The sequence below is a fragment of the Streptomyces sp. NPDC031340 genome, assembly GCF_055569945.1.
Map to the genome: position 1 here is coordinate 116,133 of NZ_JBVIIE010000021.1, position 16,046 is coordinate 132,178.

Consider the following 16,046-nt stretch of genomic DNA (forward strand, 5'->3'; position numbering starts at 1 on the left):
AAACCCCCCGACGTCAGGACTGCCGGTCAGGCGTGTCCGGGAATTCCGGGCAGGTCTCAGTAGCGGTACGGGTTGTACGTGGGGTTCGCGGGGTGTCCGTAGGCCGGCCAGGGCGGTGCGACGACCGGCACGGGGGGAGCCGTCACCCTGGCCGCGTGGTCCAGCGCGGGCCGCGCGATCTCGCGCCGCCACCAGAGTTCGGCCAGCAACTCCCGCTCCCGTACGACGAAGTCGGCGTCCGCGCGTCCGCGCCGTCCCCGGTGCCGCAGGAACGCCAGCGACGTCGCGTACGCCTCGTACTGGGCCACCGTCCGCCTGGCCGGCTTGCCGAAGCGGTGGCGGGCGTACTCGCGGGCCGCCCGCCGCGCCCGCATGGAGCCGAGCGCGTACGGCTCGGCCGGCGTCAGCCAGCCCGCGACGACGTACGGCGGCAGTTCCTCGCGCACGGTCCGCAGTTCGCGCTGCCGCGTCCAGATCACCAGCCAGGTCAGCAGCCCGAACGCGGGCACCATGAAGGCCGCGTAGACCGCGAAGAACCCGAACTGGCCGAACGTCGCCGAGCCGTTCCACAACGCGTGCATGCCCATGGCGAGCAGCAGCCCGGAGAGCGGGACGAGCACGCGCCGGACGTGCTGCCGTTCCGCCGAGAGCGCGGCCACGCCGAAACCGATGCCGGTCAGGACGGTGAACAGCGGGTGCGCGAACGGCGACATGACGACGCGGACGAAGAAGGTCGCCGCGGTGACGGAGGCGATGCCGCTGTCGCCGGTGAGCTGGTCGGTGCCGAAGGCGGTGCCGAGGTAGAGGATGTTCTCGGTGAACGCGAAGCCGGTGGCGGTGATCCCGGCTATCACCACCCCGTCGACGATTCCCGCGAAGTCCCGTCTGCGGAACAGGAACACCAGCAGCACGGCCGCGGCCTTCGCGGATTCCTCGACGACCGGCGCTATGACCGTCGCGCCGAGGGTGTCCGCGCTCGCCGGGTCCGCGGTCGACGTCGCTATCCATCTGGTCGCGAAGCTGTTGGCGACGATCGCTATCAGTGCCGCCGCGCAGGCGCCCCACGCGAAGGCGAACACCAGGTTGCGCCACGGGCCGGGGGCGACCCGGTCGAGCCAGCGGAAGGCGGCCACCAGGAGCGGCACCGGCAGCACGGCGAGTCCCAGCCCGACCAGGAACCCCTCGGTGCCGGTCTGTTCGCGCACCAGGGCCAGGATGACGAGCCCGGAGAGCGCGAGCAGGGTGCAGAGCGCGCCGTAGCGCACCCACCTGCGCTGCCACCAGTGCGCGTGCCTGGCCCCGCCGCCGGCCAGGCCGCCGGCGTACGGCGGATGCGTCGGGTACGGGGGAAAGGTGGCCACGGCATCGACCCTAACGAGGCAGCGCGCCGCCCGCGACGGTGCGGGATGCGTCCGGCACGCTTCAGGCGCCGGCGGGGGGCTGGTTGTGCTGCTGTACGCGGCGGAACAGCAGGTCGTTCACGACATGTCCCTTGTCCAGTCCCTGTCCCTCGAAACGGGTCAGTGGCCGGAAGCCGGGGCGCGGCGCGAAACCGCCGCCGGGCCGGGTGTTCTCGAACCCGGGATGCGCGGTGAGCACCTCGAGCATCTGCTCGGCGTACGGCTCCCAGTCGGTCGCGCAGTGCACGATGCCGCCCGGCTTGATGCGGGACGCGGCGAGATCGAGGAACTCGGGCTGGATCAGGCGCCGTTTGTGGTGCCGCTTCTTGGGCCAGGGGTCGGGGAAGTAGACGCGCAGGCCGTCGAGGGAGTCCGGGACGAGCATCTCGCGCAGCAGGATGATCGCGTCCCCGTTGCCGACCCGGACGTTGGACAGGCCGGCCTGGTCGGCGAGGTTGAGCAGATTGCCCTGGCCGGGGGTGTGCACGTCGACGGCGAGGATGTTGGTCCCCGGGTCGGCGGCGGCCATCTGCGCGGTGGCCTCGCCCATGCCGAACCCGATCTCCAGCACCACCGGACCGGTGTCGCCGAACAGTTCGGCGAGGTCGATCACCCGCTGCCCGTCGATGTCCAGCCCCCACTTGGGCCACAGCCGCTGCAACGCGTCCGCCTGCCCCGCGGTCACCCTGCTGCGCCGGGGCTGGAAGCTCCGGATCCGCCGCTCGAAGTGCGACCCGGCGGGATCGGCCTGCGGCCCGTCCGGGAACCGGGGTTCCCCCCTGCCCCGGGCACGCCGGAAGGACGCGCCCGCACCGGGGGCGGAGGCGGGGGCGAGGTGCTCGCCGGGCACCGGGACGGCCGGAGCGGCGGGGCGGGGGGTCTCGGGGGCGTTGCGGGAGTCAGACACAGTGCGGTCGATTTTACGTGCGCGGTTCGGGGTGGTGGGCGCGCGCTTCGGTCGGGGGTGGTGAGGGCGCGGTTCCGGTCGGGGGTGCGTGGTCGTCCGGCGGTGGTGGGTGGGGGATCCGGTCGGGGGTGCGTGGTCGTCCGGAGGTGGTGGGTGGTGGGTGGGGGGTGGGGGGTGCGTGGTCGTCCGGTGGGTGGGTGTGCGGTTCCGGCCGGTGGGTGCGTGCCGGTCCGGGGGTGTCTTTCCTGCCGGGCGGGGGGCTGACCGGCTGTGGTCTTCTGCTGCCGTGCGGTCGCGGGGCGCGGGTCGCGGGCGTACGGCAGCCGGTCGGCCGGTGGCGGCATCCGGGCCCCGGACCGGGCTCAGTCGCCGCCCAGTGCGGACAGTGCCCTGCGGGCCACCTCCCGGCCGATCGGGAGTGACGCCGTGGCCGCGGGGGAGGGCGCGTTCAGGACGTGGATCGCGCGGGGGCCCTCGTGGATCAGGAAGTCGTCCACCAGCGTCCCGTCCCGCAGCACCGCCTGCGCCCGCACTCCCGCCGCCGTGGGCACCAGGTCGTCCTCCGTCACGGCCGGCAGCAGTCTGCGGACCGCCGCCGTGAACGCCCGCTTGGACACCGACCGGCGCAGCTCACCCGCCCCGTAGCGCCAGTGCGCGCGGGCCATCCGCCAGGACCCCGGCCACGCCAGCGTCCCCGCCACCTCCCGCGGGCGTACGACGCCCCAGCCGTATCCTTCGCGGGCCAGCGCCGGCACCGCGTTCGGTCCGACGTGGACGCCGGAGTCGATCCCGCGGGTGAGGTGCACCCCGAGGAACGGGAACGCCGGATCCGGCACCGGGTACACCAGTCCCCGCACCAGCTCGGGCCGCGCCAGTTCGTAGTACTCCCCGCGGAAGGGCACGATCCGTACGTCCGGTTCGTCTCCGGTGAGCCGCGCCACCTCGTCGCAGTACAGGCCGGCGCAGTTCACCAGCACGCGCGCCCGTACGACGTCGCCGGCCCGGGTCCGCACGGCGACGCCCCGTTCCGGGCGCCGGTCGATCCGCTCCACCTGGGCGCCGTAGCGGATCTCCGCGCCCGAGGCGTGGGCCAGCTGCCGGGCCACGCCGACGAAGTCGCACACCCCGGTCGTGCCGACGTGAATGGCCGCCAGGCCCCGTACCTCCGGCTCGTACTCCGCGATCTGCGCCGCGCCCAGTTCCCGTACCGGGATGCCGTTCTCCCGGCCGCGCTGGACGAGTGCGTGCAGCCGGGGCAGCTCCGCCCGCTCCGTGGCGACGATCAGCTTGCCGGTGACGGCGTGCGTGATGCCGTACTCGGCGCAGAACTTGACCATCTCGGCGGCGCCCCGCACCGCGTACCGGGCCTTCAGCGACCCGGGGCGGTAGTAGATCCCGCTGTGGATGACGCCGCTGTTGCGCCCCGTCTGGTGCCGGGCCGGGCCCGGCTCCTTCTCCAGCACCGTCACGCGCGTGCCCGGCGCGGCACGCGTGATCGCGAACGCGGTCGACAAGCCGACGATCCCGCCGCCGACGACGAGCACGTCGCAGTCGTAGACCCTCCCGGTCCGCACCTGGCACCACCTCCCGCATCCGATAGTGCACTGCGCCACTGACAGTGCCTTCAAACGCGCTGCCCGACAAACGCGGTGCCTTCGAATACGGTGCCTCGGACGCGGCTGGTCGCGCGGGCCGCTACGCCGGGGCCATCAGCAGGGGCCGGGCCCGCTCCCGCAGCTCCGCCACCCGCGGCTCGTCCCCGTAAGGTTCCAGGCGGTGCAGGAGGTCCTTGACGTACTCGGTGGTGCGCGCGGACGAGATGCGTCCGGCGACCTCCACCGCCCGCACGCCCTGCTCGCACGCCGCGTCGAGGTTGCCGGACTCCAGTTCGGCGACCGCCGAGACGACCAGCCGGAGCCCGTGCGAGCGTACGAACTCCTCCGTCGGTTTCGACAGGGCCTGCTCCGTGAAGCGGCGCACCTGCCGCGGCGCCTTCAGGTCGCGGTAGCACTCGGCGGCGTCGGCGGCGAACCGGTCGTAGGAGTAGAAGCCGAGCCAGGACGGGTCGTTGTCGCCCTCCCGGGACCGCTCCAGCCAGCCCTCGGCCGCCTTCAGGGCCGCCCCGGCGGCCTGCGCGTCGCCCGCGCGTGCGTGCGCGCGGGCCTCGACGAGGCGGAAGAAGCTCATGGTGCGGGCGGTCGCCAGGCCCCGGTTGCGTTCCAGCGCGGCCTGCGCGAGGTCGACGCCCTCGTCGCCGAAGCCGCGGTAGGTCGCCTGCAGGGACATCGACGCCAGGACGTAGCCGCCGAGCGGGACGTCGGCGGCGGCGCGGGCGAGGCGCAGCGCCTGGATGTAGTACCGCTGCGCGGCCTCCTGCTGGCCGGTGTCGAAGGCCATCCAGCCCGCGAGGCGGGTGAGTTCGGCGGACGCCCCGAACAGGGCCCGGCCGACCTCGTCGGAGTACGCGCCGAGCAGCAGCGGCGCCGCCTCCACCCGCAGGCACTCCGGCACCATGGACGAACGCCAGTCGCCGCCTCCGTACTTGGAGTCCCAGCGCCTGGCGTCCTCGGCGGCCTCCCGCAGCTTCCGCACGTCGCTGTGGCCGACTTTCAGTGATGCGCCGGACCCCTCCGCGGAGTTCGCCTCGCGCGCCACCGAACTGTCGGCCGGGGTTATCAGCCACCGCGAGGCGGGTGTCGCGTACGCGCTCACCGCGAACGAGCCGGCCAGTGACTGCCAGATGCCGCCGGAGCCGGCGCGCCGGCCGGCGAGGTCGAGCCGGTACAGCTCGGTCGCCGACTTCACCGCCTGCGCGACGTCCCTGGGGAAGGCGAGGCCCACCTCCGGCGCGGGATCGGCGTCCGCCAGCCCTATCTCGTGGAGGGGCACCGGACGGCCGAGCTTCTGCCCGATGGCGGCCGCTATGAGGTGCGGGGCGGCGCCCTGCGGCACCATCCCCTTGGACACCCAGCGCGCCACCGAGGTCTTGTCGTAGCGAAGGGTCAACCCGCGTTGAGCGCCAAGGTCGTTGACGCGTCGCGCGAGGCCCGCGTTGCTGATTCCCGCGAGGGCGAGAACGGTGCCGAGTTTTTCGTTCGGCCCGCGTTGCTCCCTGGACATGCGCCACCCCTCGACACAGACGGCTGCCGCGCTGGCATAACCACGCGGCATTCGTAAACCCAGCGTAGTTCGCCGCATCCCAAGCGTTAAGGGGGTTTGTTCCGGATGGCGGGATTGTGGTCCGTACTGAAGTGCGGGCCCGATACGCGCAGTTGCGTCGTGCTCCCGGTCGTGTGGCCGTGCGCCCGTGCGTGCGCTCTTCTGCGGCCGGCCGTGGAGCGCTTGCATGGATCGTGCGTGGGTCGGCCCGCTGTACTGGATCCAGTGGGCTGGGGGACACCGCCGCCTTCATCCCCGCGGGCGGTGGAACGGTCCGGGAGGCGGGCTCCGTCTCCCGGACCGCGTGCGCGGTGTACGGTGCGCAGGGCCTGTACGGAGCGTGGCCCACGCCTGTCCGCGTGCCGCCGATTTGGCCGAAAATCGACCCCCGCTTTTCCGGACGATCACCCCTCCCACCACGGAACTTGAGGGTGCGAAAGGCGTTTTCGGGGCGCGTTACGGGGGCGCATTCGCGTCGCAGACGCCCTGCGCAGCGCGGGTGTCCGCGCCCCGGCCGATTCGGCGCGGGTGTTCGCCCGGTGGATCTCGTGCGGCGTCGCCACGCCTCCGGCGCGCCTCCTTCATGGCAGCATGGGGAACCGGTTCGTACGGTGCACTGGTTGTCCACAGTCTGTGGAGGCGTCGATGCGGTGGTTGGTGGGATGGAGCAGCACCGCCGCGGGGACCGCCGGGACCGGTTCCGCGGGGGCCACCGGGCACGACGGCGAGACCGTGCACCCCGTCGGCTCCCAACTCCTTTGGGGCGACCCCGATCCGCTGTGGGCGGTCGGCGACTGGCGCCCCGACGAGGTGCGGGTGGTGAAGGCCGACGCCCGGACCCGGATCGCCGTCCTCGGCACCTGCGGCGCCTCCGACGAGCAGCTGCGGGTGGCCCTGTTCGCCGCGCGCGGCGGCGCGCTGCGCCATCTGACGGCCTGGCCGGGCAGTTACACGGCCGTCCTCCAGGTCGGCCGCAGGATCACCGTCTGCGGTGACCTCGCGGGTGCCCGCCCGGTCTTCCACACCCCGTGGGCGGGCGGTACGGCGTACGCGACGGCCGCGCTGCCGCTGGCCGACCTCACCGAGGCGAACCTCGACTTCGGTCACCTCGCGGCCCTGCTGGCGGCCCCCGACGTGCCGGCCGCGCTGCACGACTCCACGCCCTACGAGGGCGTACGCCGCATCCCGCCGGGACACGCGCTGATCCTGCGCGCCGGGGCGCGCGAGATCGCCGGCTACGAGCCGGTCGCCTCCCTCGCGGTGGCGGCGGCCCCCGCCGACCCCGACAGCGCGGTCGACGCGGTCCGCGACGCCCTGGTGGAGGCGGTACGCGCCCGGCTGGCGGCGCCCCGGCACGTGCCCGGCGCCGACATGGACCCCGGGCCCGTGCCCGGCATGGGACCCGCGGAACGGCGCGCCGCGCGCGGGATGCCGGTCGCCGGGATCGGCGCCGACCTCTCCGGCGGCCCCGCCTCCGGCACCCTGGCGCTGCTCGCCGCCGGCCTGCCCGGCAGGCCCGGCACCCTCCTGGGCCACGGCACCGGCGCTGGCGAGCGCCTGCTGGCGGTCACCTTCAACGACCTGGCCGTCGGCGGCCGGGAGGCCGAACTGGAGCGGGCGGGCACCCTGGCCGCCAACCCGCGCCTGCACCACGTGGTCGTCACCGGCGGCGAGGAGGTGCTGCCGTACGCCGACCTGGACGGCCCGCTGACGGACGAGCCGGGCCCCAGCCTGGTCACCGCGGCCCGCCACCGGGCCCGGCTGGCCGCCGGCAGCGCGGACCACTTCACCGGATACGGCGCCCGCCAGGTCCTGGACGCCCACCCGGCGCGCCTGGCCGACCTCCTGATGGACCGCAAGCGCCGCCACCTCGTCCGCCCGGTGGCCGCTCTCGCCAAGGCGGACAGCTCGGTGCTGGTCCCCGCGCGCGTGTACACCGCGGCGCGCAAGCTCGCCCGGACGCCGTACCGCGCGGGGCTCGACCTGCTCGCCGAACGCCTGATGCAGCGCCGCTTCGACGAACCCGGAGGCGCCGTCGGGGCGTCGCTGGCCGCGCTGACGTGGGCCAGACCGGGACCGGCGGCGCGCTGGCTGACCGGGGAGGCGCTGGCTGAAGTATCGGTTCGCCTGGGGGCCTCCACCAGCCGCTCCGGGGTCGGACCGGGCCAGCGTCCCGGCGACTACCGCGCCCGTGCGGCCCTGGCCCGGCAGGCGGCGGACCTCCGCGTCCTGGAACAGGCCGCCGAGATCCGCTCCCAGCGCCTGCACGCGCCCTTCCTCGACAACCAGGTCGTCCGCGCCTGCCGGGACCTGCCCGAGGCCCTGCGGGTGCAGCCGGGGGCCCGCGCCGCCATCCTGCGTACGGTCCTGGAGGGCGCCGGCGTCAGCGACCTCCCGCCCGGCTGGGGCGCCCCCTCGCAGGTGCCGGCGGCGGTCGCCGCCCGCACGGGGCTGCGGGTGGCCGCGCACTCGCTGATGGATCTGTTCGCCACGCCGCTGCTCGCGGAGGCCGGTCTGGTCGAGGCGAGGGTGGTCCGCAAGGCGCTGCGGGCGGCCGCCGAGGGCGAGCCGCTGCCGCTGGACGGCCTGGCCGACCTGGTCTCCCTGGAACTGTGGCTCGGCCGCCTCCTCGCCCGCCGCGGCACCTGCTGGACCGGCACCCCGGCCCGCCAGCGGGCGGTGCCCGCTGGCATCAGCCCGCAGCGCGGTGCGCTGGCCTCGGGCGGACGGGGCGCGGGCGTCTAGCGGAGGCGGCGGCGGGCGACCGAAGCTTGGGCGCGGAGGAAGGCGTACGGCGGCTACGGGACGCCGTCTGCGCCCCCTGCGACCGGCGTCCCCGCCGGCACCATCCGGCAGGCGCCTGCGATGACCGGCACCTCCGCCGCGCCGCCGACTTCGGCGCCACGGGTTCCCGTGTCACCGACCCCCGTGCCGTGGGTCCCGTGTCACCGACCCCGTGCCCTCGGCTTCCGCACCGTCGGTCCCGCGTCACCGCCTCCGTGTCACCGGCTTCCGTGCCGTCGGCTTCCGTGCTGTGGTTCCCGTGTCACCGGCCCCGTGCCGCCGGCCCCGTGCCGTGAGTCCCGTGTCACCGGTTCCCGTGTCACCGGCCCCGGTGCCGCTGGCCTCCGTACCGTCGGTCCCGCGTCACCGCCTCCGCGTCACCGCCTCCGCGTCACCGCCTCCGCGTCACCGCCTCCGCGTCACCGCCTCCGTGTCACCGCCTCCGTGTCACCGCCTCCGTGTCACCGGCTTCCGTGCCGTCGGCTTCCGTGCCGTCGGCTTCCGTGCTGTGGTTCCCGTGTCACCGGCCCCGTGCCGCCGGCCCCGTGCCGTGAGTCCCGTGTCACCGGTTCCCGTGTCACCGGCCCCGGTGCCGCTGGCCTCCGTACCGTCGGTCCCGCGTCACCGGTTCCCCTGTCGTGGGCCCCGCGTCACCGCCTCCGTGTCACCGGTCCCGCACCGTCGGCCCCCGCGTCGCCGGTGCCCAGCGGTCCGGGATCGCGGTCGCGGGCTCAGGCCGGGCGCGACCGCAGCCCTTCCAGCAGGATGTCCAGCAGCCGGGCCGAGGCGGCCGCCTGCTGCGCCGCGTCCGGCAGCGAGGGCGCCGCCGTCGCGATCACCAGCAGCACGTCCGAGACCGACACGTCCGGCCGCAGCTCACCCGCCGCGCGCGCCCGCTCCACGAGCCGGCCCACGACCTCCAGCAGCTCCGCCGCCCCCGTGTCGTCGTCCGCGGCGGCCGTGGCACCGTCCTCCGCGACCAGCCGCAGCTCACCGGAGCCGGCCTGCGCACGCTGGTGCGGCACCGGCGTCCCGTCGTCCACGGCGCTCTCGTCCGCCACGCCGACCCGCAGCACCTGCGGCGGCAGCAGCCGCCCGGCGCCCGAGGCCACCGACGTCCGCAGGAAGCGCGCCAGCGCCGACCACGGCTCGTCCTCCTGGCCGAGCGCCGCCCGGGCCTGGTCCGTCAGCCGGGAGGTCTCCTCCTCGGCTATCCGGCGCACCAGGACGTCCTTGGAGGGGAAGCGCCGGTAGACCGTGCCCACACCCACCCGTGCCCGCCGCGCCACGTCCTCCATCGGCGCGCCGTACCCCAGCTCGCCGAAGACCTCGCGCGCCGCGCGCAGTACGTGCTCGAGATTGCGCTGTGCGTCCACACGCAGCGGCGTCGTACGCGCTCTGTCCGCGCGTCCGCCTCCCGCCGCCGCGCTCATCACGCCGCCCGATGCGAGAGCGGACGCGGCCGACCAATGCGAGTCCTGAATACTCATAAGTGATCCCCCGGTAATGACGTCTCCCCCCGGAGACTCTCCCCGCAGCTGAAGCCGGAGCGCGCGGGGAATCCTGGACCGCCGGTCCGCCCGTCACGGACCCCGGATCCGAAGAGCGCATCCCCCTACGCCCCGTCGTCACGAACATAGTTGAGAGGGAGTCAATTCAGAAGGGGGAGGTTCCGCACGGAGCGCCCCCCGATCGGAGCACGGGTCGTGAACGTCCCGATTGGTCCCCCTCGGCGTCCCCGGCGCACGCCCGCTGACCTGGGCACCTTCCGGGAACTTCGGCGATTCGGCCAACTCCGTGCGGCGCCGGCCCCCGCTCACTGACCCTGTCGAGGCTGTGGACAAACGCACGCGCCGGGTGCGTCATGGGATGGTGAAGGAACGTGCGCGCATTCTCGTTGTCGGCGGCGGCTACGTCGGGATGTACACGGCCCTGCGTCTGCAGGCGAGGCTGAAACGCGAGCTCAGGCGCGGCGACATCGAGATCACGGTCGTCACCCCCGACCCGTACATGACCTACCAGCCGTTCCTCCCCGAGGCGGCGGCCGGCTCCATCTCCCCACGCCATGTCGTCGTCCCGCTGCGCCGCGTCCTCGACCTGTGCCACGTCGTCGTCGGTGAGGTCCGGTCCATCGACCACGCCAAGCACACCGCGTCGCTCACCACTCTCGCCACGGCGGAGGAGGGAACGGGCCCCACGCAGCTGACGTACGACGAACTGGTCCTCGCGCCCGGATCGGTCTCCCGCACCCTGCCCGTCCCCGGACTCGCCGAGCACGCGATCGGCTTCAAGTCGGTCGAGGAGGCCATCGGCCTGCGCAACCACGTCATCGAACAGCTGGACATCGCCTCCTCCACCCGCGACCCCGCGATCCGCGACGCGGCCCTGACCTTCGTCTTCGTCGGCGGCGGATTCGCCGGCGTCGAGGCGCTCGGCGAGCTGGAGGACATGGCCCGCTACACCACGCGCTATTACCACAACGTGGAACCCGGCGACATGAAGTGGATCCTCGTCGAGGCCACCGACCGCATCCTGCCCGAGGTCGGCCCGGAGATGGGCCGCTACACGGTCTCCGAACTGCGCCGGCGCAACATCGACGTACGCCTCGGCACCCGGCTGGAATCCTGCGCCGACCGCGTCGCCGTCCTCAGCGACGGATCCCGCTTCCCCACCCGTACGGTGGTGTGGACGGCCGGCGTCAGACCCCACCCGCTCCTCGACGCCACCGACCTCCCGCGCACCGAACGAGGTCGGCTGAAATGCACCCCTCAGCTCACGATCGAGGGCGCCCCGCACGCGTGGGCCGCCGGAGACGCCGCCGCCGTCCCCGACGTCACCGCCGGGGGCGCCTCCCCGGCGGAAGGCTCCGGGGGAGGACCCGGCAAGGAGACGGCCCCCAACGCCCAGCACGCGCTGCGCCAGGCCAGGGTCCTCGGCGACAACATCGCCCACTCCCTGCGCGGCGAGCCCCTGGAGACGTACGCCCACCGCTACGTCGGCTCGGTCGCCTCACTCGGCTTCCACAAGGGCGTCGCACACGTCTACGGGCGCAGGCTCAAGGGCTACCCCGCGTGGTTCATGCACCGCGTCTACCACCTCAGCAGGGTTCCCACCTTCAACCGGAAGGCCCGCGTCCTGGCCGAATGGACGCTGGCGGGCCTCTTCAAACGGGAGATCGTCTCCCTCGGATCGCTCGAACATCCCCGAGCGGAGTTCGAACTCGCGGCCGGTGGAAAGCCTCCTACCGACCCGACGTCGGACCCGAAGGGGTCGTCCTGACCGGACCCAGGAACTCCTGCGCCCGGGTCGGCGTCTGACGGGTGTCGACCCGGTGGGCGACCCTGCCAGACTGATCCCCGCCGCTCGGGCGAGCATCCGCTCGCCCTTCGAACCCAGAGGCTTTCCACTGTGCTGCTTCCCGGCGACGCCAACCCCCCACCTCCAGGCCGCATCCGGAGCCGGTCCATGACGCCGAAGACGCCGAAGACGACGACACGAGGCAAGGATTCGTGAACTTCACGCGCTGGAGCGCCCGGCTCCCCGGAACGCAGCGCCGCGCCGCAGCGCGGACCGACCACGTGATCACCCGCGAGGGGTCCGTGCCCACGGCCCGCGCCGAACACCTCACCGACGATCGCCCGCTCGTGCCCGCCGTCGACGAACTCCCCGTCCGCGACGTCCTGGACCGCGTCCCCGCCCTGGTCGCCCTGGTCCACGGCCCCGACCACCGCGTCGCCTACGTCAACGACAACTACACCGCGGCCTTCGGCGCCCGCCCCCTCGGCGCACCCGCCCGCGAAACCCTCCCGGAACTCGACGAGCTGGGCCTGCTGCCCCTCCTGGACCAGGTCCTGCGCAGCGGGAAACCCCGCACCCTGAAATCCCGCAAGGCCCCCGACGGCCGCTCCTACACCTTCACCTGCACCCCGGTGGCGGAGGGCGACGGCCAAGGCGGCCCTGCGGGCCGGGGCGGCCACGGGGTCCGCGAGTCCGGTGGCCCCGGCGGTCCCGGCGGTCCCGGTGGCCCCGGTGTCCTGGTATTCGCGACCGACGTCACCGACCACGCCGAGGCCGCCGAACGCCTGCGCGCCAGCGAGCGCCGGCAGCGCGAGACGGCGGTCACCCTCCAGCGCTCCCTGCTCCCCCAGGAACTGGAACAGCCCGACGACCTGCGCATCGCGGCGACCTACCAGCCAGGCGGCACGGAGGCCGCCGTCGGCGGCGACTGGTACGACGTCATCACCCTCGGCGGCGGCCGCACCGCCCTGGTCATCGGCGACGTCATGGGCCGGGGCGTACGGGCCGCGGCCGTCATGGGCCAGCTGCGCACCGCCGTCCGCGCGTACGCCCGCCTCGACCTGCCCCCGCACGAGGTGCTCCAGCTCCTCGACGGCCTCGCCATCGAGATCGACGCCAACCAGATCGCCACCTGCGTGTACGCCATCCACGACCCGAACGAGGGCCGGCTGGTGTACTCCTCGGCCGGTCACCTGCCGATCCTGGTCCGCGACGAGAACGGTGACGTCTCGCGCGCCGACGAGCCGACCGGCCCGCCGCTGGGCACCGGAGGCTGGGTGCACGCGTCGGGCTCGATCGCGCTGGGCCCCGGTTCCACGGCGGTGCTCTACACCGACGGCCTCGTGGAGCGGCGCGACGAGGACCTGGACGAGGGCATCGCGGCACTGGAACGCGCCCTGGCCGGCGCGACGGGCTCCCCGCAGGTCGTCTGCGACCGCCTGGTCCGCTCGGCGGGCGTCACCGCGGGCCACGACGACGACGTGGCGGTCCTCGTCCTGCAGCACCCCGCCCGCTCGGGCCCGGACAGCGAACTGTTCCGCAACGCCGCCCTGGAACTCCTCGGCGGGGTGGAAGCGGCCCCACGCGCGCGTGCGTTCGCCTCCGGCGTCCTCACCAGCTGGCGCTTCCCCACCGAACTGCACGACCTGGGCGTCCTGGCCGCCAGCGAACTGGTCGCCAACTCCCTGCAGCACGGCACCCCGCCCATGCGCCTGCGTCTGCGCCGCACCGACCGCCGCCTGATCATCGAGGTCACCGACGGCGACGACCACCTTCCGCGCCGCCGCCGCGCGGAACCGGGCGACGAGTCGGGCCGGGGCATCGCCATCGTCGCGACGATCGCCTCCAACTGGGGGTCGAGAAGGACACCGGGCGGCGGCAAGGCGGTCTGGTGCGAGTTCGTCCTGCCGAAGGCGGCGGCCTGACCGGAACCGCACCGAGCCGGCCGCCGCACCGGGACGCGAAGGCGGCCGCCACCCGAAGGTGACGGCCGCCGTCCGCTCGGCCCCGCGTCCGCTCGGCCCGCTGCCCGCTCAGGCCTCCGCGGCCACGGCCTCCGTGGCAGCCACGCCCCGGGTGACCACCCGGCTCCTGCCCCGCCACGGATGGTCCTGCACGGGGTTGAGCTGCCGTCCCAGCCGCACGGCCAGGACGCTGATCCCCAGCGAGAACAACAGGAACGTCACGACGTACGGCCCGTGCAACGAGGCCGCCATCGGCCCGCCCACCGCCGGCCCCACGGCCAGCGCGAGCTGCTTCACCAGGGCGAACGCCGAGTTGTACTGCCCGGCCATGCCTTCCGGCGCGAGATCGGCGACCAGCGGCGCGAGCGTCGGCGACAGCATCGCCTCACCGAGCCCGAACAGGGCGTACGTCGAGACGAACGCCGCCGTCGCCATCTCCTGGCTGCCGTGCCCGAGCCCGGCGTACCCGGCCACGGCCCAGGCCACGGCCCAGATCAGACCGACGGCCGCGATCACCCGGGACCGCCTCCGGCGCTCGACGAACCTCAGCACGGCGAACTGCGCGACGACGATCACCAGCGTGTTGGCGGCCAGCGCGGTGCCGAGCGCGGACGTCGAGATCCCGGCGGCCTCGACCCCGTACGCGGCCAGCCCCGACTCGAACTGCCCGTAGCAGGCGAAGAACAGCACGAAGCCCAGCACCGACAGCTGCACCATGGCCCGGTTGCCCAGCAGCTGCTTCCAGCTGCCCCGCGCCGAACGCGTCGGCGCGCCCTCGACGCGCGGCGAGCGCGGCATCCGAACCGTCGCCATCACGGCCGCCAGCAGCAGGAACACCGCCGCCTCGATGGAGAACAGCAGAGTGAACGACGCGACGCGCGTAGAGTCGACGAGATGGCCGCCGATGAGCCCGCCGACGCCCAGCCCCAGGTTCTGCAGGAAGAACTGCACGGCGAACGCCCGCGACCTGGTGTCGGCCGTCGAGCAGTCCACGATCATCGTCGCCAGCGCCGGCTGCATCACGGCCTGCCCGGCGCCGAGCGCGGCGGCCGACAGCAGGACCGCCGCCGCCCGGCCCGCGAGCCCCAGGCTGAGCGCCCCCGCGGCGGCCGTGACCAGGGCGGCGAGCAGCACCGGCAGCGGGCCCCGCCGGACGATGGCCCGCCCGGCGAACGGCAGCACGACCAGCGCGGCCACCGCGAACACGGCGAGCACCAGTCCCGCCGTCATGGCACCCAGTCCCCGCACCTGCGCCACGTAGACGTACAGGTAGGGGACCGTGAAGCCGAGGCCGAAAGCGCTGAGTGCGTTGCCCACGTGGATCCGGCGCATCGCTGCGCCCATCGCCCTGGTCACGTTCACCTCTCTCACATGGTTGGTGCGGTCAGTACTTAGCACCAAAGACTTCAAAGCTAAAGTTCGAAGCTAAACATTACATCTCGAAGGACTTCAACGCCAACCGGCCCCGTGCGATACTTGGCCCATGGGCGACACACCCGGCACCCTCGGCCTCAGCGGCGAGCCGACCCTCGACGAGCAGATCGCCGCCTACCAGCGCGAGTTCCGGGACCTCGACCCCCAGGTCGAGAAGATCGTCTCGGCGCTGTCCCGCCTGAACCGCCGCATGAACGTCGCCTACGGCCGTCAGACCGCCGCCCTCGGCATCAGCAACGCCGAGTGGGAGGTCCTCAAGGCCCTCGTCCTGTCCGGCGCCCCCTACCGCCTGGGCCCGAGCGACCTCGCCAAGCGCCTCGGCCTGACGCCGGCCGCGATGACCCACCGGATCGACCGCATGGTCACCGAGGGACTGGTCACCCGGGAACGCGACGAGTCGAACCGCGTGCGCGTGATCGTCGAGCTGACCGCGGAGGGCCGCGAGAAGTGGCTCGAGGCGATGCGCCTCGCCACGGTCTTCGAGGAGGACCTGCTCCAGGACCTCACCCCGCAGGAGCGCACGGCCCTCGGCGAGGTCCTCACCCGCCTCCTGCGCAGGGTCGAGCACGCGCAGCCTGATGCCGGCGGGCGTCTCAGCGACCTCGACTGAAAAGATCTTGACAGAGGGCACTTGACAGCCCCCTCGGCAGTCCGTAAAGTTCTTCGGGTTGCCGCGGGGCGTAACGCTTCTGCGGCGGCACCTCCGCCGCACCAGCGGCACCAAACCACAGCAGGACCTTTCCCAGCCGGGATGAATTCGGCGTTCTCGAATTCTGCTCGAATTGGGGGCCGGCAGCTCGATTAGGACCTGCCGACCGGATCCGCTAAGGTTTCGGACGTCGGAACGGCCCAACGGCCGGGAAGACAACTCCCGCTGACTGGGAATCAGACGCCGAAAGGATCTGGTAAAGTCGGAAGCGCCGGAAAGGGAAACGCGAGAGCGGGAACCTGGAAAGCACCGAGGAAATCGGATCGAGAAAAGATCTGATAGAGTCGGAAACGCAAGACCGAAGGGAAGCGCCCGGAGGAAAGCCCGAGAGGGTGAGTACAAAGGAAGCGACCGTTCCTTGAGAACTCAACAGCGTGCCAAAAATCAACGCC

The 16,046-nt window shown here is 73.5% G+C and carries 11 protein-coding genes; 4 read left to right on the forward strand and 7 right to left on the reverse strand.

All coding sequences use genetic code 11. The features are described from left to right. Positions 1-56 precede the first annotated feature (56 nt). The 4 genes from ACZ5GT_RS18680 to ACZ5GT_RS18695 form a co-directional block, all read right to left on the reverse strand. Positions 57-1,361, reverse strand: a complete 1,305-nt coding sequence (locus ACZ5GT_RS18680; RefSeq protein WP_469024713.1) for a PrsW family intramembrane metalloprotease — start codon at positions 1,359-1,361, stop codon at positions 57-59. Between the two features lie 61 nt (positions 1,362-1,422). After that, positions 1,423-2,307: a tRNA (guanosine(46)-N7)-methyltransferase TrmB gene (gene trmB / locus ACZ5GT_RS18685; protein ID WP_469024719.1), complete on the reverse strand. Its 885-nt coding sequence runs from the start codon at positions 2,305-2,307 to the stop codon at positions 1,423-1,425. Between the two features lie 362 nt (positions 2,308-2,669). Beyond that, the gene (gene lhgO / locus ACZ5GT_RS18690) at positions 2,670-3,881 is read right to left on the reverse strand and encodes an L-2-hydroxyglutarate oxidase (RefSeq protein WP_469024725.1); all 1,212 of its coding nucleotides are present in this window, start codon (positions 3,879-3,881) and stop codon (positions 2,670-2,672) included. Between the two features lie 121 nt (positions 3,882-4,002). Further along, the gene (locus ACZ5GT_RS18695) at positions 4,003-5,427 is read right to left on the reverse strand and encodes an MFS transporter (RefSeq protein WP_469024728.1); all 1,425 of its coding nucleotides are present in this window, start codon (positions 5,425-5,427) and stop codon (positions 4,003-4,005) included. Between the two features lie 684 nt (positions 5,428-6,111). Here ACZ5GT_RS18695 and ACZ5GT_RS18700 point away from each other — a divergent pair. Next, positions 6,112-8,211, forward strand: a complete 2,100-nt coding sequence (locus ACZ5GT_RS18700) for an asparagine synthase-related protein (protein WP_469024731.1) — start codon at positions 6,112-6,114, stop codon at positions 8,209-8,211. Between the two features lie 770 nt (positions 8,212-8,981). Here the strand turns inward: ACZ5GT_RS18700 and ACZ5GT_RS18705 are convergent. Further along, positions 8,982-9,740, reverse strand: a complete 759-nt coding sequence (locus ACZ5GT_RS18705) for a TetR/AcrR family transcriptional regulator (protein ID WP_469024734.1) — start codon at positions 9,738-9,740, stop codon at positions 8,982-8,984. 379 nt (positions 9,741-10,119) lie between these two features. On the opposite strand from ACZ5GT_RS18705, the gene ACZ5GT_RS18710 reads away from it, so the two are divergent. Continuing rightward, positions 10,120-11,529 (forward strand): NAD(P)/FAD-dependent oxidoreductase, encoded by a 1,410-nt coding sequence (locus ACZ5GT_RS18710; protein WP_469024737.1) that lies wholly within the window; start codon positions 10,120-10,122, stop codon positions 11,527-11,529. A gap of 230 nt (positions 11,530-11,759) precedes the next feature. Then, positions 11,760-13,472, forward strand: coding sequence for an ATP-binding SpoIIE family protein phosphatase (locus ACZ5GT_RS18715; RefSeq protein WP_469024742.1), 1,713 nt, complete (start codon positions 11,760-11,762; stop codon positions 13,470-13,472). 108 nt (positions 13,473-13,580) lie between these two features. On the opposite strand, the gene ACZ5GT_RS18720 is transcribed toward ACZ5GT_RS18715, so the two are convergent. Beyond that, positions 13,581-14,855, reverse strand: coding sequence for an MFS transporter (locus ACZ5GT_RS18720; protein WP_469024764.1), 1,275 nt, complete (start codon positions 14,853-14,855; stop codon positions 13,581-13,583). Positions 14,856-14,994: 139 nt separating this feature from the next. On the opposite strand from ACZ5GT_RS18720, the gene ACZ5GT_RS18725 reads away from it, so the two are divergent. Beyond that, complete coding sequence (locus tag ACZ5GT_RS18725; protein ID WP_469024745.1) at positions 14,995-15,555, forward strand: MarR family winged helix-turn-helix transcriptional regulator; 561 nt, start codon at positions 14,995-14,997, stop codon at positions 15,553-15,555. A gap of 275 nt (positions 15,556-15,830) precedes the next feature. On the opposite strand, the gene ACZ5GT_RS18730 is transcribed toward ACZ5GT_RS18725, so the two are convergent. Beyond that, a partial coding sequence (locus tag ACZ5GT_RS18730) for a hypothetical protein (protein WP_469024748.1) occupies positions 15,831-16,046 on the reverse strand: 216 nt, incomplete at its 5' end.